Origin of the sequence: Bradyrhizobium sp. BR 10261, assembly GCF_019455395.1 — a bacterium.
Lineage (GTDB): Bacteria > Pseudomonadota > Alphaproteobacteria > Rhizobiales > Xanthobacteraceae > Bradyrhizobium > Bradyrhizobium manausense.
Genome location: NZ_JACOFQ010000002.1, coordinates 162,013 through 182,186, shown reverse-complemented (window position 1 = coordinate 182,186; position 20,174 = coordinate 162,013). Strand labels below are relative to the sequence as shown.

The 20,174-nt window shown below is 64.9% G+C and carries 19 protein-coding genes; 10 read left to right on the top strand and 9 right to left on the bottom strand.

The window, feature by feature from the left end; all coding sequences use genetic code 11:
- Window positions 1-2: 2 nt before the first annotated feature.
- A complete protein-coding gene (locus HYH07_RS02895; RefSeq protein WP_057751381.1) occupies window positions 3-386 on the bottom strand; it encodes an Hsp20/alpha crystallin family protein in 384 nt (127 codons plus the stop codon).
- 227 nt (window positions 387-613) lie between these two features.
- Entirely contained in the window at window positions 614-1,183 is a 570-nt protein-coding gene (locus HYH07_RS02890; RefSeq protein ID WP_057750779.1) for a ferritin-like domain-containing protein, read from the bottom strand.
- A 134-nt stretch (window positions 1,184-1,317) separates the two neighbouring features.
- Between HYH07_RS02890 and HYH07_RS02885 the strand changes: the two genes are divergently transcribed.
- The 5 genes from HYH07_RS02885 (at window position 1,318) to HYH07_RS02865 (ending at window position 6,067) form a co-directional block, all read left to right on the top strand.
- Window positions 1,318-1,479, top strand: coding sequence for a hypothetical protein (locus HYH07_RS02885; RefSeq protein ID WP_220001039.1), 162 nt, complete (start codon window positions 1,318-1,320; stop codon window positions 1,477-1,479).
- 185 nt (window positions 1,480-1,664) lie between these two features.
- Complete coding sequence (locus HYH07_RS02880) at window positions 1,665-2,312, top strand: L-fuculose-phosphate aldolase (protein ID WP_220001038.1); 648 nt, start codon at window positions 1,665-1,667, stop codon at window positions 2,310-2,312.
- Window positions 2,313-2,324: 12 nt separating this feature from the next.
- Window positions 2,325-4,112: a chloride channel protein gene (locus tag HYH07_RS02875; protein ID WP_220001037.1), complete on the top strand. Its 1,788-nt coding sequence runs from the start codon at window positions 2,325-2,327 to the stop codon at window positions 4,110-4,112.
- A gap of 121 nt (window positions 4,113-4,233) precedes the next feature.
- Window positions 4,234-5,553: an alpha/beta hydrolase gene (locus HYH07_RS02870; protein ID WP_220001036.1), complete on the top strand. Its 1,320-nt coding sequence runs from the start codon at window positions 4,234-4,236 to the stop codon at window positions 5,551-5,553.
- Between the two features lie 118 nt (window positions 5,554-5,671).
- On the top strand, window positions 5,672-6,067 hold the full coding sequence (locus tag HYH07_RS02865) for a hypothetical protein (RefSeq protein ID WP_220001035.1): 396 nt from the start codon (window positions 5,672-5,674) through the stop codon (window positions 6,065-6,067).
- A gap of 1,130 nt (window positions 6,068-7,197) precedes the next feature.
- Here the strand turns inward: HYH07_RS02865 and HYH07_RS02860 are convergent.
- Window positions 7,198-7,416 carry a hypothetical protein gene (locus HYH07_RS02860; RefSeq protein ID WP_220001034.1) on the bottom strand — a complete coding sequence of 73 codons (219 nt, stop codon included), beginning with the start codon at window positions 7,414-7,416 and terminating at the stop codon, window positions 7,198-7,200.
- 222 nt (window positions 7,417-7,638) lie between these two features.
- Between HYH07_RS02860 and HYH07_RS02855 the strand changes: the two genes are divergently transcribed.
- The 4 genes from HYH07_RS02855 (at window position 7,639) to uraD (ending at window position 10,262) form a co-directional block, all read left to right on the top strand.
- Window positions 7,639-7,923: a hypothetical protein gene (locus tag HYH07_RS02855; protein ID WP_220001210.1), complete on the top strand. Its 285-nt coding sequence runs from the start codon at window positions 7,639-7,641 to the stop codon at window positions 7,921-7,923.
- A 94-nt stretch (window positions 7,924-8,017) separates the two neighbouring features.
- Window positions 8,018-8,431, top strand: a complete 414-nt coding sequence (locus tag HYH07_RS02850) for a DUF3830 family protein (RefSeq protein ID WP_057750758.1) — start codon at window positions 8,018-8,020, stop codon at window positions 8,429-8,431.
- The gene (gene puuE, locus HYH07_RS02845; protein WP_220001033.1) at window positions 8,432-9,367 is read left to right on the top strand and encodes an allantoinase PuuE; all 936 of its coding nucleotides are present in this window, start codon (window positions 8,432-8,434) and stop codon (window positions 9,365-9,367) included.
- Window positions 9,368-9,374: 7 nt separating this feature from the next.
- Entirely contained in the window at window positions 9,375-10,262 is an 888-nt protein-coding gene (gene uraD / locus HYH07_RS02840) for a 2-oxo-4-hydroxy-4-carboxy-5-ureidoimidazoline decarboxylase (RefSeq protein ID WP_220001032.1), read from the top strand.
- Here uraD and HYH07_RS02835 read toward each other — a convergent pair.
- Together HYH07_RS02835 and HYH07_RS02830 are read right to left on the bottom strand one after the other, a co-directional pair.
- Window positions 10,259-12,985: a molybdopterin-dependent oxidoreductase gene (locus HYH07_RS02835; RefSeq protein WP_220001031.1), complete on the bottom strand. Its 2,727-nt coding sequence runs from the start codon at window positions 12,983-12,985 to the stop codon at window positions 10,259-10,261. The two genes, uraD and HYH07_RS02835, sit on opposite strands and share 4 nt — an antisense overlap.
- Complete coding sequence (locus HYH07_RS02830; RefSeq protein ID WP_220001030.1) at window positions 12,982-13,809, bottom strand: FAD binding domain-containing protein; 828 nt, start codon at window positions 13,807-13,809, stop codon at window positions 12,982-12,984. The genes HYH07_RS02835 and HYH07_RS02830 overlap by 4 nt, the downstream gene beginning before the upstream one ends.
- Window positions 13,810-13,962: 153 nt before the next feature.
- On the opposite strand from HYH07_RS02830, the gene HYH07_RS02825 reads away from it, so the two are divergent.
- A complete protein-coding gene (locus HYH07_RS02825; protein ID WP_220001029.1) occupies window positions 13,963-15,312 on the top strand; it encodes an 8-oxoguanine deaminase in 1,350 nt (449 codons plus the stop codon).
- A 99-nt stretch (window positions 15,313-15,411) separates the two neighbouring features.
- On the opposite strand, the gene HYH07_RS02820 is transcribed toward HYH07_RS02825, so the two are convergent.
- The 4 genes from HYH07_RS02820 to HYH07_RS02805 all read right to left on the bottom strand — a co-directional run bounded on the left by HYH07_RS02820 (window position 15,412) and on the right by HYH07_RS02805 (window position 20,118).
- Entirely contained in the window at window positions 15,412-16,488 is a 1,077-nt protein-coding gene (locus HYH07_RS02820) for a BMP family ABC transporter substrate-binding protein (protein ID WP_220001028.1), read from the bottom strand.
- A gap of 79 nt (window positions 16,489-16,567) precedes the next feature.
- On the bottom strand, window positions 16,568-17,485 hold the full coding sequence (locus HYH07_RS02815; protein ID WP_220001027.1) for an ABC transporter permease: 918 nt from the start codon (window positions 17,483-17,485) through the stop codon (window positions 16,568-16,570).
- The gene (locus HYH07_RS02810) at window positions 17,472-18,563 is read right to left on the bottom strand and encodes an ABC transporter permease (RefSeq protein WP_220001026.1); all 1,092 of its coding nucleotides are present in this window, start codon (window positions 18,561-18,563) and stop codon (window positions 17,472-17,474) included. The genes HYH07_RS02815 and HYH07_RS02810 overlap by 14 nt, the downstream gene beginning before the upstream one ends.
- Window positions 18,547-20,118: an ABC transporter ATP-binding protein gene (locus HYH07_RS02805; RefSeq protein ID WP_220001025.1), complete on the bottom strand. Its 1,572-nt coding sequence runs from the start codon at window positions 20,116-20,118 to the stop codon at window positions 18,547-18,549. Before HYH07_RS02805 ends, HYH07_RS02810 begins: the two co-directional genes overlap by 17 nt.
- Window positions 20,119-20,174 lie beyond the last annotated feature (56 nt).

The following is a 20,174-nucleotide window of genomic DNA, read 5'->3' as shown; positions in this document are numbered from 1 at the left end:
CCTCAGGATTTGGCGAGGCGCAGCGCGACGCAGCCGTCCATCACGAAGCGGCTGATGGCGTAGCGGCCAAGGGGCAATGCAATGCGGCGCTCAAAGCGTCCCTGCGGCAGCTCGAGCCGGTGGATGCGGGCGTTGCGCAGTTCCGGCGGCAGCGTGCGCTGGCCCGAAATGACCAGGACCCCGTCATGGATGACCGTCTCGACATTGTCCGGATTGACGCCGGGAAGCGCGACCAGGATCAGAAGCTCATGCTCGGTCTCGAGCACGTCGATCGGCGGCTCCCAGCAGGCGTCCTGACGGCCGAACTGCTGCCGCATGCGTTCGCCGCGGGTCAGCTGGTCGAGGGCCTCGGACAGCATCCAGTCGAAGGGATTCTTGGGTTGCATGGCAAAACTCGGAAGAAGGCGCTGCGGTTGGAAAACGGGGATATGGTGATGGTTCCCGCAAATTCCAGCATCGCGCGTTGGCGGCATGCCTGCCTCTCGAACGGGAGCAGGCCCTTGCGCCAGGTCCTTGCGACAGGTCCTTGCGCCAATCCCTTGTGCTGAGGCGCATCGGCGCCGCGAAAGATGTTCCGCGGCGCCGGAGGCAACAATTGGGCGGGTGGTCGGGATCAGGCGGCTTCGCGGTATTCGGCCTCCGCTTCGAGGTTGATGACCGACGTGGCGAGCTCGGTCAGGGTGTGGTCGGTCGCCTCTTCCTCGTCGAGCGTATCCTGCAGCAGCCTTGCCGCTTCGGGCATGCCGAGCTCCTCGGCCCAGGTGCGAAGTGTGCCGTATCGGGAGATCTCGTAGTGCTCGACGGCCTGCGCCGCGGCAAGCAGGCCCGCGTCGAGGGCAGGGGCGTTCTTGAAGTCCTTCATGATCTCGGCGCCCTCGTCGGTGATGCCGTTGATCGCCTCGCACGGCTTGCCGCGAGCGGGCTTGTCCAGCATCCCGAAGATCTGCTCCAGCCGTTTGACCTGGCCCTGCGTCTCCCGCAGGTGCTTGTTGAAGGCGGCCGCAAGGTCCTTCGAATGCGCGGCCTTGGCCATCTTCGGCAGCGTCTTGATGATCTTGTTCTCCGCGTAATAGATGTCTTTCAGCGTTTCCAGGAAAAGGTCGCTCAGCATCTTGGGCACCCGACGCGGGCGGCGCGATGCGGCCTTTTTCGCGGGTGCACGTTTCTTTGCTTTCTTCGCCATAGGTCCTCCTGATGAGGCGACACGGGAAGGCCCGTCCTTCCTCAATCCTCTCGCGATCAAGAGCCGGGACAGGCAAATGTTCCTCGCGAAGGCCTGCGCGAGCCGCTGTGGCTGGACTTCCGTGACGCCCAGCCATGCTCGACTTCGCCCTCTCCGCCTTCGTGACGCTGCTGCGCGCGCACGCTCGGCCGCACCGGAAATGCGGTACCCTCGCGGGTGCTCGGCATGCCGCCGGGGCCTATTCGGTGCAATTCGCGATCAACGGCATTGCGGCTGTCCGGGCCAACCTGTGTTGAGACTTCTGGGTCCGCGACGAACTGTTAATCTGTTGATTTTACAATAAATTCATCGCCCATGCGGGCGCGCCGGCAATCTGGCGCCAGAACAGTTCCGCTTTCGCTTGCGCAGCCATATTGCTTTGACGTACTTCGGGTCTAACAAGACGCCCATCGTCAAGAAGGTCGAGATGAAATCGAAGTCGATGACAGCGGACGAACTCGCAAAGAGACAGGCCATCATCGACGCCTGCCGCCGCATGAATGCGCTCGGCATCAACCAGGGCACCTCAGGCAATATCAGCGTGCGGCATGGCGAGGGGCTCCTGATCACGCCCACCAGCCTGCCCTATGACACCATGACGCCGGACCAGATCGTCTTCATGGCGATGGACGGCTCGCATGCACCTAGCCAGAAGCCGTCCAGCGAGTGGCGCTTCCATCTGGACATCCTGAAGGCGCGCACTGAGGTCAACGCCGTCGTGCACGCCCATCCGACCTATTGCACCATCCTGGCGATCATGGGCATGGAGATTCCGCCGGTGCACTACATGATCGCGGCGGCCGGCGGCAACAGCATCCGCTGCGCGCCCTATGCCACCTTCGGGACAGTGGAATTGTCCAGGCACGCCGTGCGCGCCCTGGAGGGGCGGCTCGCCTGCCTGCTGGACCATCACGGCATGATTGCGATCGGCCAGACGCTCGACAAGGCGATGTGGCTCGCCGTCGAGGTCGAGACGCTGGCGCGGCAATATCACGGCTGCCTCCAGATCGGTAAACCGCCGCTGCTCTCGAGCGCCGAGATCGAGCGGGTCCGTCAGCGCATGGCCGGCTACGGCCTGTCGGAAGGGTAGGGCTCGCAAGCGGTGTTCGCGCGGATCAGATATTTCGTCGACGGCAAGGGGACCAACCGCACGATGGTCCGGCTGCGCGCGCTGTTGCGCAGCAACGAGTTCTACCTGATCCCGCTCGCGCTCGTCATCGGCACGCTGGCCGGTGCGATCGTGACCCTGATGGCCGTGATCGCGCAGATCGCCCATGTCGTGATCTACGGCATTCCGATCGACGTACGCCTCTCCGCCAACACCTATATCAATCCGTGGGCGGCGATGATCGCGCCGGCGCTCGGCGGCCTCATGCTCGGCATCATGGAATGGTGGCGGCGGCGGCTGAAGATCTCGAGCGCGGTCGACCCGATCGAGGCCAACGCGCTGCGCGGCGGCAATCTGTCGATGCGCGACAGCGTGGTGGTGTCGAGCCAGACCCTGATCTCGAACGGCTGCGGCGCGTCTGTCGGCCTCGAGGCCGGCTACACCCAGATCGGCTCGGGCATCGCCTCCCTGTTCGGCAAATTCTTCAATCTCCGCCGTAACGATCTTCGCCTGATCGTCGGCTGCGGCGCCGCCGCTGCGATCGCCGCGGCGTTCGGCGCGCCGATCACCGGCGCGTTCTACGCCTGCGAGCTGATCGTCGGCGTCTATTCGGTCGGCAGCGCCGCGCCGATCCTGGCGGCGTCGCTCGCCGGCGCGCTCACTGCGCAATGGCTCGGCGGCGCGCCTTACTCCATCGAAATACCGAAGGTCAGCGCCGTCGGCGTCGAACAATATCTGGCGTTGATCGGGCTCGCGCTCATCACCAGCGGCGTAGGCATTGCCGTGATGCGCTCCTCGCCGATGTTCGAGCGCCTGTTCAAATGGCTGCCAGTCTGGCTGCGCCCGGTGTTCGGCGGTCTCATCGTCGGCAGCTTCGCCCTCGTCACGCCGCAGGTGCTGGCGGCCGGCCACGGCGCCATGGTGCTCGACCTCTTCCACGACATGACGATCGGCCTGGTCGCGATCATCATCGGGCTGAAGGTGACGGCCTGCCTGATCTCGCTGGCCTCGGGCTTCCGCGGCGGTCTGTTCTTCGCCTCGCTGTTCGTCGGCAGCCTGATCGGAAAGTTCTTCTCCGCGGTGCTGCTCCTGATCAGCCCGAACTTCGTGATCGATCCGCTGGTGGCGATGCTGACCGGCATGGCGACGCTGGGCGTTGCCATCGTCGGCGGTCCCTTGACCATGTCGTTCCTCGTGCTCGAGATGACCCGCAATGTCGACGTCACCGCCGTGGTGCTGGCCGGCTGCATCGTCACCTCGATCTGCGTCCGCTTCATGTTCGGCCACTCCTTCTCGACCTGGCGCCTGCATCTGCGCGGCGAGACCATCCGCAGCGCCAATGACGTCGGCTGGCTGCGCAACCTCACCGTCGAGCGTCTGATGCGCTCCGACGTCGCCAAGGTGCCCTCGAGCACCACGATCGCCGCGACCCGCAGCGAATTTCCGCTGGGATCGCGCCCGGGCGTCGTCGTCGTCAACAACGCCGACGAATATGTCGGCCTGGTCCTGCTGCCCGATTTGTTCTCCAGCGACCTCGACACCATCGCCGACGACATCCAGATCATCGAACTTGCGCGGCTGACCGAGATCGTGCTGATCCCGGAAATGAACGTGAAGTCTGCCATGGCGGTGTTCGACGAGGCCGAGGCCGAAATGCTGGCGGTGGTCGATTCCACCGACAGCCGCAAGGTGGTCGGCTTCCTGACCGAGACCACCGCCCGCCGCCGCTATGTCGAGGAGATCGACAAGGCCACGCGCGGCGTGCTGGGTGCATTGTCCTAATCGCACCCAGGCAGGCTGAGGTCGGCACGCCGGGCGGACTTGCCAGATCGTTCACAACCTCTAGGCTAGGGATCGACGGCGGGGCTGGCCCCCGGCCGCATCCAGCGACGAGGGACGTGCGATGTCGGACACGCTTCGCCTGTTGCTTGCCTTGCTCGAACTCGGGCCCCGGCTGAAGGATCTGCTGGGCGACAAATGGCCCCCTTACGCCGACGAATTGCAGGAATTGGCCGGTCGCGCCGGCAAAGGCGAGGATCCGGCCAGGCTTCGCCAGTCGCTCGACCTGCTGCTCGTGCGGCTGCTCGCAGAGGCGCCCGCTACGGAGCTCGTCTCGCATGTGATGGAAGACATGGCGGCCCCCGCACCCGCCACCGAGACCGTGACCCGCCGTGGCCGGGTCTCGCCGCTGGTCGTCCCTGATATCGTCGAGCCGACCATGGATGAGGCGACCGGAATCGTCACCATCCCCGTGTTCTACGGCACCGACCGCGCCCGCGGCGACGACACGCCCGCGCATTATTTTGGCGCTGCGCGCGGGACGCCGTCATTCGGGATCGCCGAGGTCAGCGTGCCCACGCATGGCCGCGACCTCGGCGAGCTCACCGGTCCGAAGTGGTGGCACCTCGAATTCTCGGCCAATCCGGAGAAGCACGTCATCCTCAAGTCGGTGGGCGCGCTGGGCAGGGACGCCTTCGTCACCACCTTGAAGGATTCGCTTGCGGCGGCGGATTTGCACGACGTCCTGATCTTCGTACATGGTTATAACGTCACATTTGAAGACGCGGCGCGGCGCGCCGGGCAGCTTGCCGTGGATCTGAAATTCGCCGGCAGGACGCTGCTCTATAGCTGGGCGTCGGCGGCGGACACCAGGAAGTACACGGTGGACGAGAGCACGATCGACTGGTCGCGCGATCATTTCGAAGCGTTTCTCCAGCTCGCGCTCGGCGAGATCGGCGCCGGCAAGGTCCACGTCATCGCTCACAGCATGGGCAACCGCGCCGTGATCAACACGCTCGAAGGCGTGACGTCCTGGCGGTTGCCGGCCGATGCCGCAAAGCTCGGTCAGATCGTCTTTGCCGCGCCTGATATCGATCGTGACCGTTTTGTCCAGCTCGCGGCAAAATTCAAAGGCTGCGCGGCGCGCGTCACGCTCTATGCCTCGTCGCGCGACGTGGCGCTGCTGGCCTCGAAATTCGTGCACGGCTATCCCCGGGCGGGCGAGGCTGGCGAGGCGCTGACGATCGTCGACGGCGTCGACACCATCGATGCCTCGCTGGTCGATACCAGCCTGGTCGGCCTGCGCCATTCCTATTTCGGCGAGAAGCGCTCGATCCTGAACGACATGTTCAGTTTGATCGTGCAGCAACTCGCGCCCGACCAGCGTTTTGACCTCCAGGCCGCGGGCGATGCGGTGCGGAAGTACTGGAGCTATCGGGCCTAGACGCGGTACATCCAGTCAAAGCGTGGCAGATTGCCGCGATCGCGAAACCATTGCGGCGCCTTGCGCATTATACCGTGTTTTCATGTCGCCTTTTTTGGCGAGAGCAGAGGACGCGAAGATGAGTGACAGGTCGGTGAAATCGAGAAATGGCCGCAGCACTGCACTGGCGGCGTTCGCCGGTCTTGCTCTGGCCGTCGCGTCCGTCGCGCCGTCGGCTGCCGGATCGCCGGCAGCGGCCAAGGGTCCGGCCAAGGCTCCGCCCGCCGCCACGGCCGGGCAGGGCGCATCCGCCGCGACCGATTTCAGCGCCGCGCGCCGTCATCGCTATTACCGGCGCGGGCCGAGCGCTGCGGGCCTTGCCTTCATGGGCGCCGCGGCCGGTTTGATCGGAGGCGCGATCGCCGAGAGCCGGCGCCAGGAATATTACGACAATTATTACTATGGCGGCCCGCGCTATTATGGTCCGGGCTATGGCTACTATGGTGGGCCGCGCTCCTACTACGATCCGTATTGATATGGCCACGGACTCTCCCCATCGTCATTCCGGGGCGATGCGCAGCATCGAGCCCGGAATCCATCGGGCCCCAGGTCACGCTGTGAAATGGATTCCGGGCTCGCGCCAAGAAGCGCGCCCCGGAATGACACGGAGAGGCCGGCGTGTGTCGCCCTCTGTCAATCCACGTGCGCAAAAATATTACACTTTACCGAAATTCGGAAATGTCGTATGTATCGCCCATCCCGGCTCACCTTGAGGGGCGATCGTACGTCGTCACGTTTGCGAGCCGGGGATGCGGTGGACGCGGCAGCGTCGGCACGAGAGGGTGCGGGCAGGGCGGGTAGTCCCTGTGAGCCCGAGACCGCGTGTGGATGAGCGGCGCTGTTCGTTCGTCGTGCCAACATGCTTTCGGTGCGTGTGCACACTGCCGAAAGCCCCTGCGGCACCAAGCGAACGCGCGTACGGCAAAACCGTGTGGTCCCGGCCGTCGTCGCTACGGTCAAGCCTTTGCGGAGGTGTGGAGCGTCCAACCGCAAAGGCGTGTCTGCGATTGGAGCTGCTTGCCGCAGGCGACGCTATCGTAGGGTGGGCAAAGCGAAGCGTACCCACCACCAGCACATGGTGGGCACGGCGCTTGGCGCCTTTGCCCACCCTACGACACCTGCGAACGGAAGAGCGATGCCGTGGCCTCATACTGCGTCTACACGCTCGCCGTCATCGCCCGGCCAGTGCGCAATTGCGCACTAGGACCGGGCGATCCAGTACGCCGAGACAGCAATGAAAGAACCGAGAAGCCGCGGCGTACTGGATTCCCCGCCTGCGCGGGGAATGACAGGGTCACTTGGAGAACCAGCCTGCCGCCACACACTCCGTCATTGCGAGCGCAGCGAAGCAATCCAGAATCTCTCTGCGGAGGCAGTCTGGATTGCTTCGCTCCGCTCGCAATGACGTGGAACGTCGCGCCGCATCTTCCGCTTTCGTGCCCCGGACGCAGCGCAGCGTCCCCGGCGATGCGAAGCATCGTCCGGTACGGTGCGCTGCAGAGCCCAGATCTCCGAGCAATCCGTGTCGCGTGGGTCCCGGCTCTGCGCAGCAACGCAACGCGCTGCACCGCGTCCGGGGCACGAGAGCGCTCTACACCTTTCGTCTCACCGTCCCGCCGGTGCCGACATTGCGCCATTGGCGTAGCGCGACCAGTCGGGTTCAGAGGGCTGCGACGGCCACATGGCTGCATTGGAGTCGCGCACCGACTGGGTAATGGGGGCAGGTCGTGCCTTGCGAACGTGCTGACGGTCGTTCGCGCTGGCGGTCTGGATGGTGATGGCGGTGATGAGCGTCGCGCCAAGAAGGGCAAGAGTCTTCCGCATGGTGTTTCTCCCGTGACGACGTTCCGGTCGTGAGAATATCATCGTCGTCGCGGATGACATGGCGATGCGTCCGGCCTGATATCACCCTGGCCGGGTTCACGATGGGGCGAGCAAATTTTTTGGTCCCGGTTAAATATTCGGCAGTCGCCCAGCCGGGCCCGATGGACTTGGCTGGCGCAATCCGGTTGAATGGGAGCAATGAAGGTTTCAGGCGCGACAACGATGTCGAAATATCTGCTGGTCCTGCTTTTGATCGCCTCGCCGGCGGTGGCGCAGGTCAAACCCGCTCCCAAAGCCGCGGCGGCGCATCCCGACCCCTGCGCTCCGATCGGACGCACCGCGGACGGCAAGCTGGTCTATTCCATGAAATGCGAGAACCTGCCGGTGCCGCCGCCGCCACCCCCGCAGGCGGAACTGAAGGAGGCGCCGCCGGCCGCCGCCGCTGCGGAGCCCGAGCCGGAGGTACGGCGGAGCGGCATTTTCGGCTGGTCCTACGACCGCAGGTAACGGACCTCACGCCCTTGCGCGAAGCCCGCTGGAATGCTCTTTGCGTGCAAGTTCCCCGTGGGGCGATCCCTTGGCCCCGACCCAGAGAGATGAGATGAGCAAACTCGTTATCCGCGCCGGCGATTTCACCTTCGATGCCCGCTTCGAAGAGCAGGCCGCACCCAAGACCGTCGCGGCGTTCCGCAAGGCGCTGCCGTTCGAGAGCCACATCATCCATGTGCGCTGGAGCGGCGAAGGCGTCTGGATGCCGCTCGGCGATCTCGACTTCGGTGTCGGCTACGAGAATCACACCAGCTATCCTGCCCCGGGCCAGATCATCCTCTATCCCGGCGGCATCAGCGAGACCGAGATCCTGCTCGCCTATGGCGGCGTGCATTTCGCCAGCAAGATGGGCCAGCTCGCCGGCAATCACTTCATCACCGTGACTTCGGGGCTGGAGAACCTGGCACCGCTCGGCAAGAGCGTGCTGTGGAAGGGTGCGCTGCCGATCCGCTTCGAGGAAGTCTGAGTGACTGACAACAGCTACCCGCGCGATCTCCGCGGTTACGGTCGCAACCCGCCGCATCCAGAGTGGCCCGGCAACGCCCGGGTCGCGGTGCAGTTCGTTGTCAATTTCGAGGAGGGTGGCGAGAACAACATCTTGCACGGCGACCGCGCCTCGGAAGCGTTCCTGTCCGACGTGCTGGGTGCGCAGCCCTGGCCGGGCCAGCGGCACGCCAATATCGAATCCATGTTCGAATATGGCTCGCGCGCCGGCTTCTGGCGCTTGTGGCGGCTGTTTGGCGAGCGCAAATGGCCGGCCACCGTGTTCGGGGTCTCCACTGCGCTGAAGCGCAATCCCGAGATCGTCGCGGCGATGAAGGAATCAGGCTGGGACATCGCAAGCCACAGCCTGAAATGGATCGAGCACAAGGACATGACCGAGGCGCAGGAGCGCGCCGAGATCGCCGAGTCCATCCGTGTCCACACCGAGGCGGTCGGATCGCGGCCGCTCGGCTGGTACACCGGGCGCTCCTCGATCAACACCAACCGTCTGTTGATGGAGGAGGGCGGCTTCCTCTATCTCTGCGATTCCTATGCCGACGATCTGCCCTATTGGGTCAAGGGCGCGAACGGCAAGCAGCTCATGATTCCCTATACGCTCGACGCCAACGACATGCGCTTCATCAACCCGCAAGGGTTTGCCGAAGGCGAGCAGTTCTTCACCTATCTGAAGGACGCCTTCGACGTGCTCTACGCCGAAGGCGAGACCGCGCCGAAGATGATGTCGGTGGGACTGCACTGCCGCCTCGCCGGCCGGCCCGGCCGCGCCGCGGGCCTGATCCGCTTCCTCGATTATGTCGGCAAGCACGATCGCGTTTGGGTGCCGACGCGGCTGCAGATCGCGCAGCATTGGCACGACAAGCACGCGCATCTCGCCGCCGACGCGTTCGAGCTCCGGTAAAAATCTGATGGCGCAAATCCCGCTCGCCGATCTCAACGCCGCAACCAAGGCCGACTTCGTCGCCGCGCTCGCCAATGTCGTCGAATATTCGCCGTGGATTGCCGAGCAGATCGCGGCGCAGCGGCCGTTCGCCGGCATCAATCAGTTGCACGCCGCGCTGATGGCGGCGATCCAGGCGGCCGAACCCGACGTGCAGCTGGCGTTGCTCCGCGCGCATCCTGACTTGGCCAACAAGACCCAGCGCGCGGCGGGCCTGACGGCGGATTCGACTGACGAGCAGAACAGCGCCGGCCTCGACCGGCTGTCGGAGGCCGAATATTCGGCGTTCGAGCGCGTCAACAACGCTTACCGCGAAAAGTTCGGCTTCCCCTATATCGTCTGCGTGCGACGTCACACCAAGGATGCGGTGCTGCGCGACTTCGAGACGCGGCTGCGCAACATTGCCAAGACCGAGACGCGTCGTGCGATCGAGGAGATCGGGCGCATCTCGGCGCTGCGGCTCGACCAGTTGGTCATCGCCGACGACACGCTGAAGGTGCACGGCCGGCTCTCGACCCATGTGCTGGACAACCACGCCGGCAAGCCCGCGCCGGGGATTCCTGTGGAGCTGGTCGAGCTCGCTGCGCTCGGCGAGAATCGTATCATCGCGCGCACCGTCACCAATGCTGACGGCCGCACCGACCAGCCGCTGATCGGCGGTCGCCCGCTGCCCATCGGCCGCTACGAGCTCCGCTTCAACGTCGGAAAGTATTACGCCGAGCGCAACGTGCCGCTGTCGGATCCGCCGTTCCTCGACGAGATCCCGCTACGCTTTGCGATCGGCGAGCCGGAGGCGCACTACCACGTGCCGCTGCTGGTCACGCCGTGGAGCTATTCGACCTATCGCGGCAGCTAGCCGCCGAACTTGGCGAGGAGCGCGGGAAACAGCCGGTCCGGCTTGAAAGGCGGCGCGGTGAAGCGGATGCCGGTGGCATCGGCGATGGCGTTGCCGAGAGCGGCGGCGACCGGATTGTACGGGCTCTCGCTCATCGACTTCGCGCCCAGCGGCCCGATCGTATCGGATGTCTCGGCGAACAACACCTCCGTGCGCGGCACGTCCGCGAAGGACGGCAGATGGTAGTCACGGAATTTGGCATTGGTGACGCGCCCCTCCGCGTCGATCACCATCTCCTCGTAGAGCGCAGCACCGAGGGCTTGCGCGACGCCGCCCTCGACCTGGCCGCGGCATTGCATGGGATTGGCGACGATTCCGGCATCGGCGGCCTGCACGCTCCGGAGAATCCTGATCTCGCCGGTGCCCTTGTTCACGGCGACGCGAAAGCCCTGGACGTTGAACCCGACCGAGCGTGGCGTTCCCTCGGAATTGCCTTGCGCCGCGAGCGGACGACCCGCCTCGCGCGCGAGCTTCGCGATCTCAGTAAAGGACATGCGGCGCACGCCGCTGACGACGAATTCGTCCTCGAGCGTGCAGCTCGCGACATCGCAAAGCCACGCACCGGCAGCGGCCGCCTTCAGATCGGCCGCAAGCTGCGCCGCGGCGGCCTGCGTCGCCTTGCCGGCCACGAAGGTGCCGGTGCTGCCATAGGCGCCGGTGTCGTGGCCGCCATGGGCGGTATCGGATTGGCGCAGGCGGATCCTGCCGACGGTGGTCGCCAGGACAGTCGCGGCGATCTGCCGGTGTACCGTGCTGGTGCCGTTGCCGAACTCGGCGGTACCGACGGTGAGATCGAAGCCGCCATCCTCGTTGAGCGCGATCATGGCGTCGGCGATGTGGCCGGCGGGTGGTGCGGTGTCGATCATGGTCAGAGCGATGCCGTCGCCGGTCAGCCAGTCCGGCGACAGCTCGGGCTGCGGCTGATCCGCCAGCATGGCGCGTTCGACGAGGTCGATGCATTGGTCGAGCCCGTAGGAGCCATACAGCACGTCGTGATATTCGGACTCAGGTGGCGACAGCATGGGATCGCCGGGCCTGACGATATTGCGGCGGCGCATGTCATAAGGGCTGATGCCGAGCTGCCTGGCCAGTTCGTCGATCGCGGCTTCCACCGCGATCACCGACTGCGGCAGGCCATAGCCGCGAAACGCGCCGGCGGGCACCGTATTGGTGTAGACAACGAAGCCATCGACCCGCTTGTTGGGGCAGTTATAGACGGCGATCGATTCGTTCACTGCGTGGAACATCACGGAGGGGCCGTGATTGCCGTAAGCGCCGGTGTTGGAGAGCACGTCGAGCTGGAGCGCGGTGAGCTTGCCGCTGGAGTCGGCGCCGGCCTTGATGTGGACCCGCATCGGATGCCGCGTCGAGGTCGCGATGAACTGTTCCTCCCGGGTGAGCTCGAGCTTGACGGGGCGTCCCGTCTTCAGCGCGGCCAGCGCCAGGATATCCTCGACGAACATCTCCTGCTTGCCGCCAAAGCCGCCGCCGACGCGCTCGCAGAACACGCGGACCTTGTCCATCGGAAGCCTAAAGATGTCCGAGAGCGCGCGCCGGGTCAGGAATGGCACCTGTGTCGAACTGCGGACGTTGAGCACGCCTGCTTCGTCGAGGCAGGCGAGGCCGCCATGGGTCTCCAGCGCCGCATGCTGCACGCGATGGCTGTGGAACGTGGCCTCGTACGTCACGGCGGAGGTGGCGAGTGCGGAGGCGACATCGCCGAACTCGCCATGAATCTCGGCGACCAGGTTGCGTTGCGCGTCGGCAACGCGGTTGGCGCTGGTCTTGTCGGGATGAACGAGCGGCGCGCCCGGTATCATCGCCTGCTCCGGATCGATCAGCGCGGGCAGAATCTCGTACGTGACGTTCAGCCGCCGGCACGCCTCCTCGGCCATGCCTTCACTCTCGGCCACCACCGCCGCGACCCTCTGGCCGACGAAGCGGACGACGTCGTCGAGGATGCGGGTATCCTCGGGATCCATCCAATCCTTCTCATGCCGCGCCGTCGATGTCAGCACCATCGGCGCATCCTCATGCGTCAGGATGGCGTGCACGCCCGGAACTGCCATCGCCGCCGACTTGTCGATCGACACGATCCGGGCATGCGCGTGCGGCGAGCGCAGCAGCTTGACGTGCAGCAGGCCCTCGATCTCGGTGTCGAACGTGTAGCGCGCCTTGCCACGGACGACGTCCGGCCCTGCGGGCGCCGGCAGGCTGCGGCCGAAGGCGCCGCCGGCCTCGACGCGCTCCTCGACATTGCATTTGCCGTGGATCGCGTCCTCGATCGCGCGATAGCCGGTGCAGCGACAGATATTGCCCTTCAGCGCTGCGCCGAGGTCGGTACGTTGCGCCTGGTTCAACGAGGCGCAAGTCAGGATCATGCCAGCGGTGCAGAAGCCGCACTGGAACGCTTGCGCGTCGAGAAAGGCCTGCTGCATCGGATGCGTTCCGTCCTCGCCGCCGAGCCCTTCGATCGTGGTGATGGCGCGTCCCTCCGCGCGGAACGCGGGGATCAGGCAGCTGTGCACCGGCTCGCCGTCGAGCAGCACCGTGCAGGCCCCGCAATCGCCGGCGTCGCAGCCTTTTTTCACTCCGAACTGGCCAAGCTCGCGCAAAAACGTGCGCAGGCATTGGCCGGCGCGCGGCATTTGCGGAAATGTCGTGCCGTTGATCTCGAAGCTCATGACGGCGTTGCACCCAGCAGTTCGGCACGGATCTCCTCGGCGAGCCGCAGCGTCATGTGCTTGCGCCAAAGCGGCTTGCCATGAATGTCGGTGTGGTAGAGATCGTCGGGAATCTCTTCGGAGATCGCAGTGCGAAGCGTGCTCGCATCGGTCGGCCCGGGAAACAATATCTGGATCGGTCGCACGGTCGATGCTGTTACGGTCAGCTTCAGCGCACCATCGCTGTCGATGCTTCCGATCAGAAGGGCCGCTGAGCGGCCGACCGGTGCGAGCGAGATCTGGCGAAACGCGGCGCGACGCTTCAGGGCAGGAAGCGGAATGTCGATCTGCCGCAGAAGGTCGCCCGGCGACAGGCGATTGCGCTGGTTGCCGGTGACGAACTCGGCGACGGGAATCCTCTGCTCGCCGCCGCCGGCCTTCCAGATTGTGCAAACGCCGTCGAGTGCGGATGTGAGCGAGATCATCGGTCCCGCCGGCAGCGACATGCAGAGATTGCCGCCGACCGTCGCCGTTTTCCAGATCTTGAAGGAGGCGAGGAAGGCGCGACAGCATTGGCTGATCAGCGGGGCCGCGAGCCAGTCAGGCGGAGAGGTGAACGCGTCGAGTTGCGAGATGGTGCAGGTGGCTGCGATGCTGAGATGACTGTCGGTGATCGTCAGCGCCGGCCATTTCAGATCGGCGAGATCGATCAGCCGCGTGAGGTGGATCTGCGGCTCGGAGAACAGCCAGGTGCCGCCCGCGAGCCAAGCATCACCTGGCGTCCAAACGGGCAGCTCGGCGCGCGTTTGCGGACGGGAGACCGCTGTGATGGTATTCAAGTCCATGGCTGCGAAAACGCCTGCGCCTGATGATTTGTGTCGAGGTAAAGTCTTGCAAGACCAGCGCCAAGTAGCAACAACAAGTCGCAGCAATAACGCTCTCGGGATGGCCTCTGCCTTGCAGGCGATTCGTTAACGAGGGCGAGGAGAAATGGAGACATGAGCGACGCAAAGCCGATCTGGATCCGGGATCCCCTGGCCATTCTCGCTGACGGCGCTGGCCGTGGGGTCGTCGTCAAGGATGGTCGTATCGTCGAACTCGTGCCTTCAGTTGGAACGCCGGCGACTGCCGGTGTCACGGTGTTCGATGCGAGCGAGCATGTCGTGCTGCCGGGCCTCATCAACACCCATCATCATTTTTATCAGACGCTGACGCGGGCGCTGCCGGCGGCAATGGATCGCGAGCTGTTTCCCTGGCTCCAAGCGCTCTATCCGGTGTGGGCGAAGATGACGCCCGAGGCGCTCGAGCTCGGCGTCACCGTGGCGATGTCGGAACTGCTGCTCTCGGGCTGCACGACGACGACGGATCATCACTATGTCTTCCCGGCCGGGCTCGAGGAGTCCGTCGATATCGAGGTCGGCGTCGCAAGGCGGCTCGGCGTCCGTGTGCTGCTGACGCGCGGCTCGATGAACCTGTCGCAACGCGACGGCGGCTTGCCGCCTGACAGCGTCGTGCAGGACGAGGACACCATCCTGGCCGACAGCGCGCGCGTGGTGGCCAAGCATCACCAGCGCGGCGCGGATGCGATGGTTCAGATTGCGCTTGCGCCGTGCTCGCCGTTTTCGGTGACGACGTCCTTGATGTGCGCCACCGCCGATCTCGCCGACAAGCTCGACGTGCGCCTGCACACGCACCTGGCCGAGACCGAGGACGAGAACAAGTTCTGCCAGCAGATGTATGGCTGCCGTCCGCTCGACTATCTCGAGCAATGCGGCTGGCTCAATCCGCGGACCTGGCTCGCGCACGGCATCTTTTTCAACGCCGACGAGATGAAGCGGCTCGGCAAGGCCAGGACGACCATCAGCCATTGCGCGTGCAGCAACCAGCTGCTCGCCTCCGGCTGCTGTCCGGTGTGCGAGATGGAAGAGGCCGGGGTCGGGATCGGCATTGGCGTCGACGGTTCGGCCTCCAATGATGGGTCGAACCTGATGCAGGAGGTGCGCGCGGCGTTCCTGCTGCAGCGGGCGCGCTATGGCGTGACCAAGGTCAGCCACAAGGATGCGCTGCGCTGGGCCACCCAAGGTTCGGCAGCCTGCGTCGGGCGCCCGGAACTCGGCGAGATCGCCGTCGGCAAGGCCGCCGACCTCGCGCTGTTCAAGCTCGACGAGCTGCGTTTCTCCGGCCACGGCGATGCCCTGGCTGCGCTGGTGCTGTGCGGCGCGCATCGGGCTGACAGGGTGATGGTGGCGGGGAACTGGGCCGTGATCGACGGCACGATCCCGGGACTGGACGTTCCGGACCTGATCCGCCGGCACAGCGCCGCGGCGCGGGCGATGCAGGCGAGCTAGATAGAAAGAGGGGGCGGCCACAAGTGCCGGGTGCTTCTGGCCACCCCCTCCGAACCTCCTCCGGGAGGAGCAGGTGATTTAGGCAATGCAAGAAGCGTGCTACTTGCCCGGCAGCTTGTCGTCGATGCCCTTGACGTAGAAATTCATGCCGAGGATCTGGCCGTCATCGAGATTGGCGCCGCCCTTGCACTCGATCTCCTTGCCGTCCTGCCCAATGACCGGGCATTTGAACGGATGCAGTTTGCCGGCGGTGATCGCGGCCTGGGCATCCTCGGCGATCTTTTTCACGTCGTCGGGCATATTGGTATACGGCGCCATCGCAAACATGTGGCTGTCGAGACCGCCCCAGGTGTCTTCCGACTTCCAGGTGCCGTCGAGCTCGGCCTTGACGCGGGCGATGTAGTAGGGGGCCCAGGTGTCGAGGATCGAGGTCAGCTGGGTCTTGGGCCCGAACTTGATCATCTCGGAATCCTGGCCGAAGGCGAGCTTGCCGCGTTCGCTGGCGATCTGCATCGCGGCGGGCGAGTCCGTGTGCTGCATGATCACGTCGGCGCCCTGGTCGATCAGCGCCTTGGCGGCGTCGGCTTCCTTGCCCGGGTCGAACCAGGTGTTGGCCCAGATGATCTTGACCTTGATGTTGGGGTTGATGCTCTGCGCCGCGATCATTGTCGCGTTGATGCCGGAGACGACCTCGGGGATCGGGAACGAACCGATATAGCCGAGCACGCCCGACTTCGACATCTTGGCCGCGATCAGGCCTTGAATGTAGCGGCCCTGATACCACTTCGAGGAATACGTCGACATATTCTTGTCGCGCTTGTAGCCGGTCGCGTGCTCGAAATGCACGTTCGGATATTTCTTGGCGACCTTCAGCGTCGGATCCATGTAGCCGAACGACGTCGTGAAGATCAGCTTGTTGCCGGCGCGGACGAGCTGCTCGATGGCGCGTTCGGCGTCGGGACCTTCAGGGACATTTTCGAGATAAGTGGTCTCGATCTTGTCGCCAAGCTCCTTCTCGAGCGCCAAGCGCGCTTGATCGTGCTGGTAGGTCCAGCCGAGATCGCCGATCGGGCCGAGGTAAATGAAGCCGACTTTCAGCTTATCGGCGGCGGAAGCTGCACTGATGCTCCCGGCAAGCAGAAGGCCGGCAGCCAGCGCAAGAAGTGATTTCCTCATCATCAATCTCCAAACATCAGGGGATAGCCACGATCCGCAGCGTGCGCGCCCCATCGCGCACACTGCGGAAACCAAAACGCTAGCGGTCAGGCACGAACACGATGCCGAGCGCGGCCGGCGCGGTCGAGCCGCCGGTGCGCGCGCGGGAGAGCAGGACCAGCACGATGACCGTCGCCAGATACGGCAGTGCAGACATGAATTGCGAGGGAATGCCGACGCCCCAGCCTTGCGCATGCAGTTGCAGGATCGTCACTGCACCGAACAGGTAAGCGCCGACCACGAGCCGACCCGGCCGCCAGGATGCGAACACGACGAGCGCGAGCGCGATCCAGCCGCGGCCCGCAGTCATGCCGGGAATGAAGAACGGCGTATAGGCAAGCGGCAGATAGGCGCCGGCAAGACCTGCGCAGGCGCCGCCGAACATCACGGCTAGGGTGCGGATGCGCAGCACGGGATAGCCGAGCGCATGTGCCGAGATATGATTGTCGCCGCAGGCGCGCAGGATCAATCCCGCGCGTGTGCGATACAGGAACCACCAGACGCCGACGATGAGTGCGATCGAGAAATAGACGAAGGCGTCCTCGCCGAACAGAACGCGGCCGACCAAAGGAATGTCGGTGAGGCCAGGAATGTATAAATGTGCGGCCGGCGTGAGCCGTTCGCCGACGAAGCCTGCACCGATGAGGCCGGAGAGGCCGATGCCTAGGATGGTCAACGCCAACCCCGTTGCGACCTGGTTGACAGCGAGCCCGAGTGCCATCAGCGCGAAGATCAGTGACATCAGCACTCCCGCGATGATGCCGAACAGCGCGCCGATCAGAATCGATCCGGTCAACCACGCGCCGCCAAAGCCGCAGGCCGCGCCGACAATCATCATGCCCTCGACGCCGAGATTAAGCACGCCGGACCGCTCGGTGACGAGTTCGCCGGTTGCCGCGATCAGGAGCGGTGTCGAGGCGGCGAGCACCGACAGGATGATGGCTTCAACCAGCTCCACGGGTCACCTGTCGGTTCGGGAAGACCAGCTTGAAGCGGTAGAGAATGAGGGAATCGCAGGCGAGCACGTAGAAGAGCAGGATGCCCTGGAACACCTTGGTGACGTCCAACGGGATCTTCATTGCGATCTGCGCCTGCTCGCCGCCGATAAAGGTAAGCGCGAGAAACAGGCCTGCAATTAATATTCCAATCGGGTTCAGCCGGCCGAGGAACGCGACGATAATCGCGGTGAAACCATAGCCGGGTGAGATGCCGGGTTGGAGGTGTCCGACGGGACCTGCGACTTCGATGATGCCGGCAAGGCCGGCCAGCGCGCCGGACACCGCGAAGGTCAGGATGATCAGCTGGTTGGCGTTGAAGCCGCCGAACCGCGCCGCGCGCGGCGCAGCACCGACCACGCGGATCTCGAATCCCTTGATGGTGCGTCCAAGCAGGATTGCCGCGGCTGCCACGACCAGCAGTGCAATGATCGAGCCGAAATGCAGCCGGCCACCTTCGATCAGCAGCGGCACCGTCGAGACGGGATCGAACTCCGCCGTGGTCGGGAAATTGAAACCCTTCGGGTCGCGCCAGGGCCCGCGGACGAGATAGTCCAGCAGGAGGTCGGCGACATAGACCAGCATCAGGCTGGTCAGGATTTCACTAGCACCGAACTTCACCTTGCAGATTGCCGGGATCAGCGCATAGAGCGCGCCGGCGGCAGCGGCCAGCACGAGCATGGCCGGCAACACCCAGGCTCCGGCATCGGTGCCTTGCGTCTTGACCGCAATCCAGCTTCCGGCAACCGCGCCGATCAGGAATTGCCCCTCAGCGCCGATGTTCCAGGCATTGGCGAGGTAGCAGAGCGACAGCCCGATCGCGATCATCACCAGCGGCGTGGCCTTCACAGCGATCTCCTGAAGCGAATAGCCGTCGGTCAGAGGCGCGATGAAGTAAGCGTGCAGGGCGAGCACCGGATTCTTGCCAAGGATCGCGAACAGGATGGTCATGGTCACGATCGTCAGGCCGATCGCGATCAGCGGCGAGACCAGCGCGATCGTGTTGGAGCGCTCGGCGCGCTTCTCAAGCACCAACTGCATGCGCGGCCTCCTTCGGCTCCAGACTGCTGCCGCCCATCAACAGGCCGAGCTTCTCGCGCGTCGCCTCGCTTGCCGCCAGCGGAGCAGACAGCCGGCCGTGGAACATCACGGCGATACGGTCGGCGATCTCGGCGAGCTCGTCGAGATCCTGGCTGGTCACCAGCACCGCGGCGCCTGCGGTCGCAAGGTCAAGCAACGCCTGGCGGATGACGGCGGCAGCTCCAGCGTCGACGCCCCAGGTCGGCTGGCTCACCACCAGCACTGCAGGGTTGCGCAGGATCTCGCGGCCGACAATGAATTTCTGCAGATTACCGCCGGAGAGGGATGCGGCTTCCGGGTCGCGCTTTGCCTTGCGGACGTCAAACGTCTCGGTTGCCTTGTCCACCGTCTTCAGCGTGGCCGCGGTGTCGATGAAGCCGTGATGGACCATTCCGCTGGCGGCATGTCCCGTCAGCAGCGCGTTCTCCGACAGCTTCATGCGCGGCGCAGTGCCGTGGCCGAGCCGCTCTTCGGGCACGAAGGCGGCGCCGAGCCTGCGGCGCTTGGTGATCGAGAGGTGGCCGGCGGCGATGCCTTCGATCACGATCGTTCCAGGATCTTTCGACAATCGCTCGCCGGACAGGGCGGCAAACAATTCGTCCTGGCCGTTGCCGGCGACGCCGGCGATGCCGAGGATTTCGCCGCCCTTCAATTCGAACGAGATGTGTTCGAGCCGGACCCCATGCGCCTCGTCGGGCGCGAGCGAGAGATCGTTGACGACCAGCCGTGGTATCGTCGTCCGCCGCCCGGCGGCCGCCTTCACTTCCTTGATCTCGCCGCCAACCATCATGCGCGCGAGCGAGGCGGCGGTCTCCTGCCTGGGATTGCAGGTCTGGATCTTCCTGCCGCCGCGCAGGATCGTGGCGGTGTCGCAGAGCCGCTTCACCTCCTCGAGCTTGTGGCTGATATAGAGGATGGCGCGGCCCTCGGCCTTGAGCCGTTCCAGCACGACAAAGAGCTGGTCCGCCTCCTGCGGCGTCAGCACGGCGGTCGGCTCATCCAGAATCAGGAATTTTGGATCCTGCATCAGCGCGCGAACGATCTCGATGCGCTGGCGCTCGCCGACGGACAATTGCCAGACCTCCCGTCTGGGATCGAGCGGCAGCCCGTAGGTTCTGGATACCTGCTCGAGCCGCGCCGACATGTCCTTGAACGATTCCTTGCCGTCGAGGCCAAGGGCGACGTTCTCGGCGACGGTGAGGTTGTCGAACAGCGAAAAGTGCTGGAACACCATGCCGATGCCGCGGCTGCGCGCCTCAGAGGGGCCGGACAGCACGATTGGTTCGCCCTGCCAGCGGATTTCGCCGGCAGAGGGCTGGATCAGCCCATAGATCGCCTTCACCAGCGTCGATTTGCCGGCGCCGTTCTCGCCAAGCAGGGCGTGGATTTCCCCAGGCCAGACGTCGATGTCGATGGAATCGTTGGCGAGGAACTCGCCATAGCGCTTGGTCAGCCCGACCGTCTTGAGCAACGGGGACTCGCCGGAATGCAGGCCGTGAGGCGTCGGATCTAACATTCGTTGATGCGCTTGCATGGTGTGCCTCAATAGTGGGCTAGTTTGAACCGCCGCGT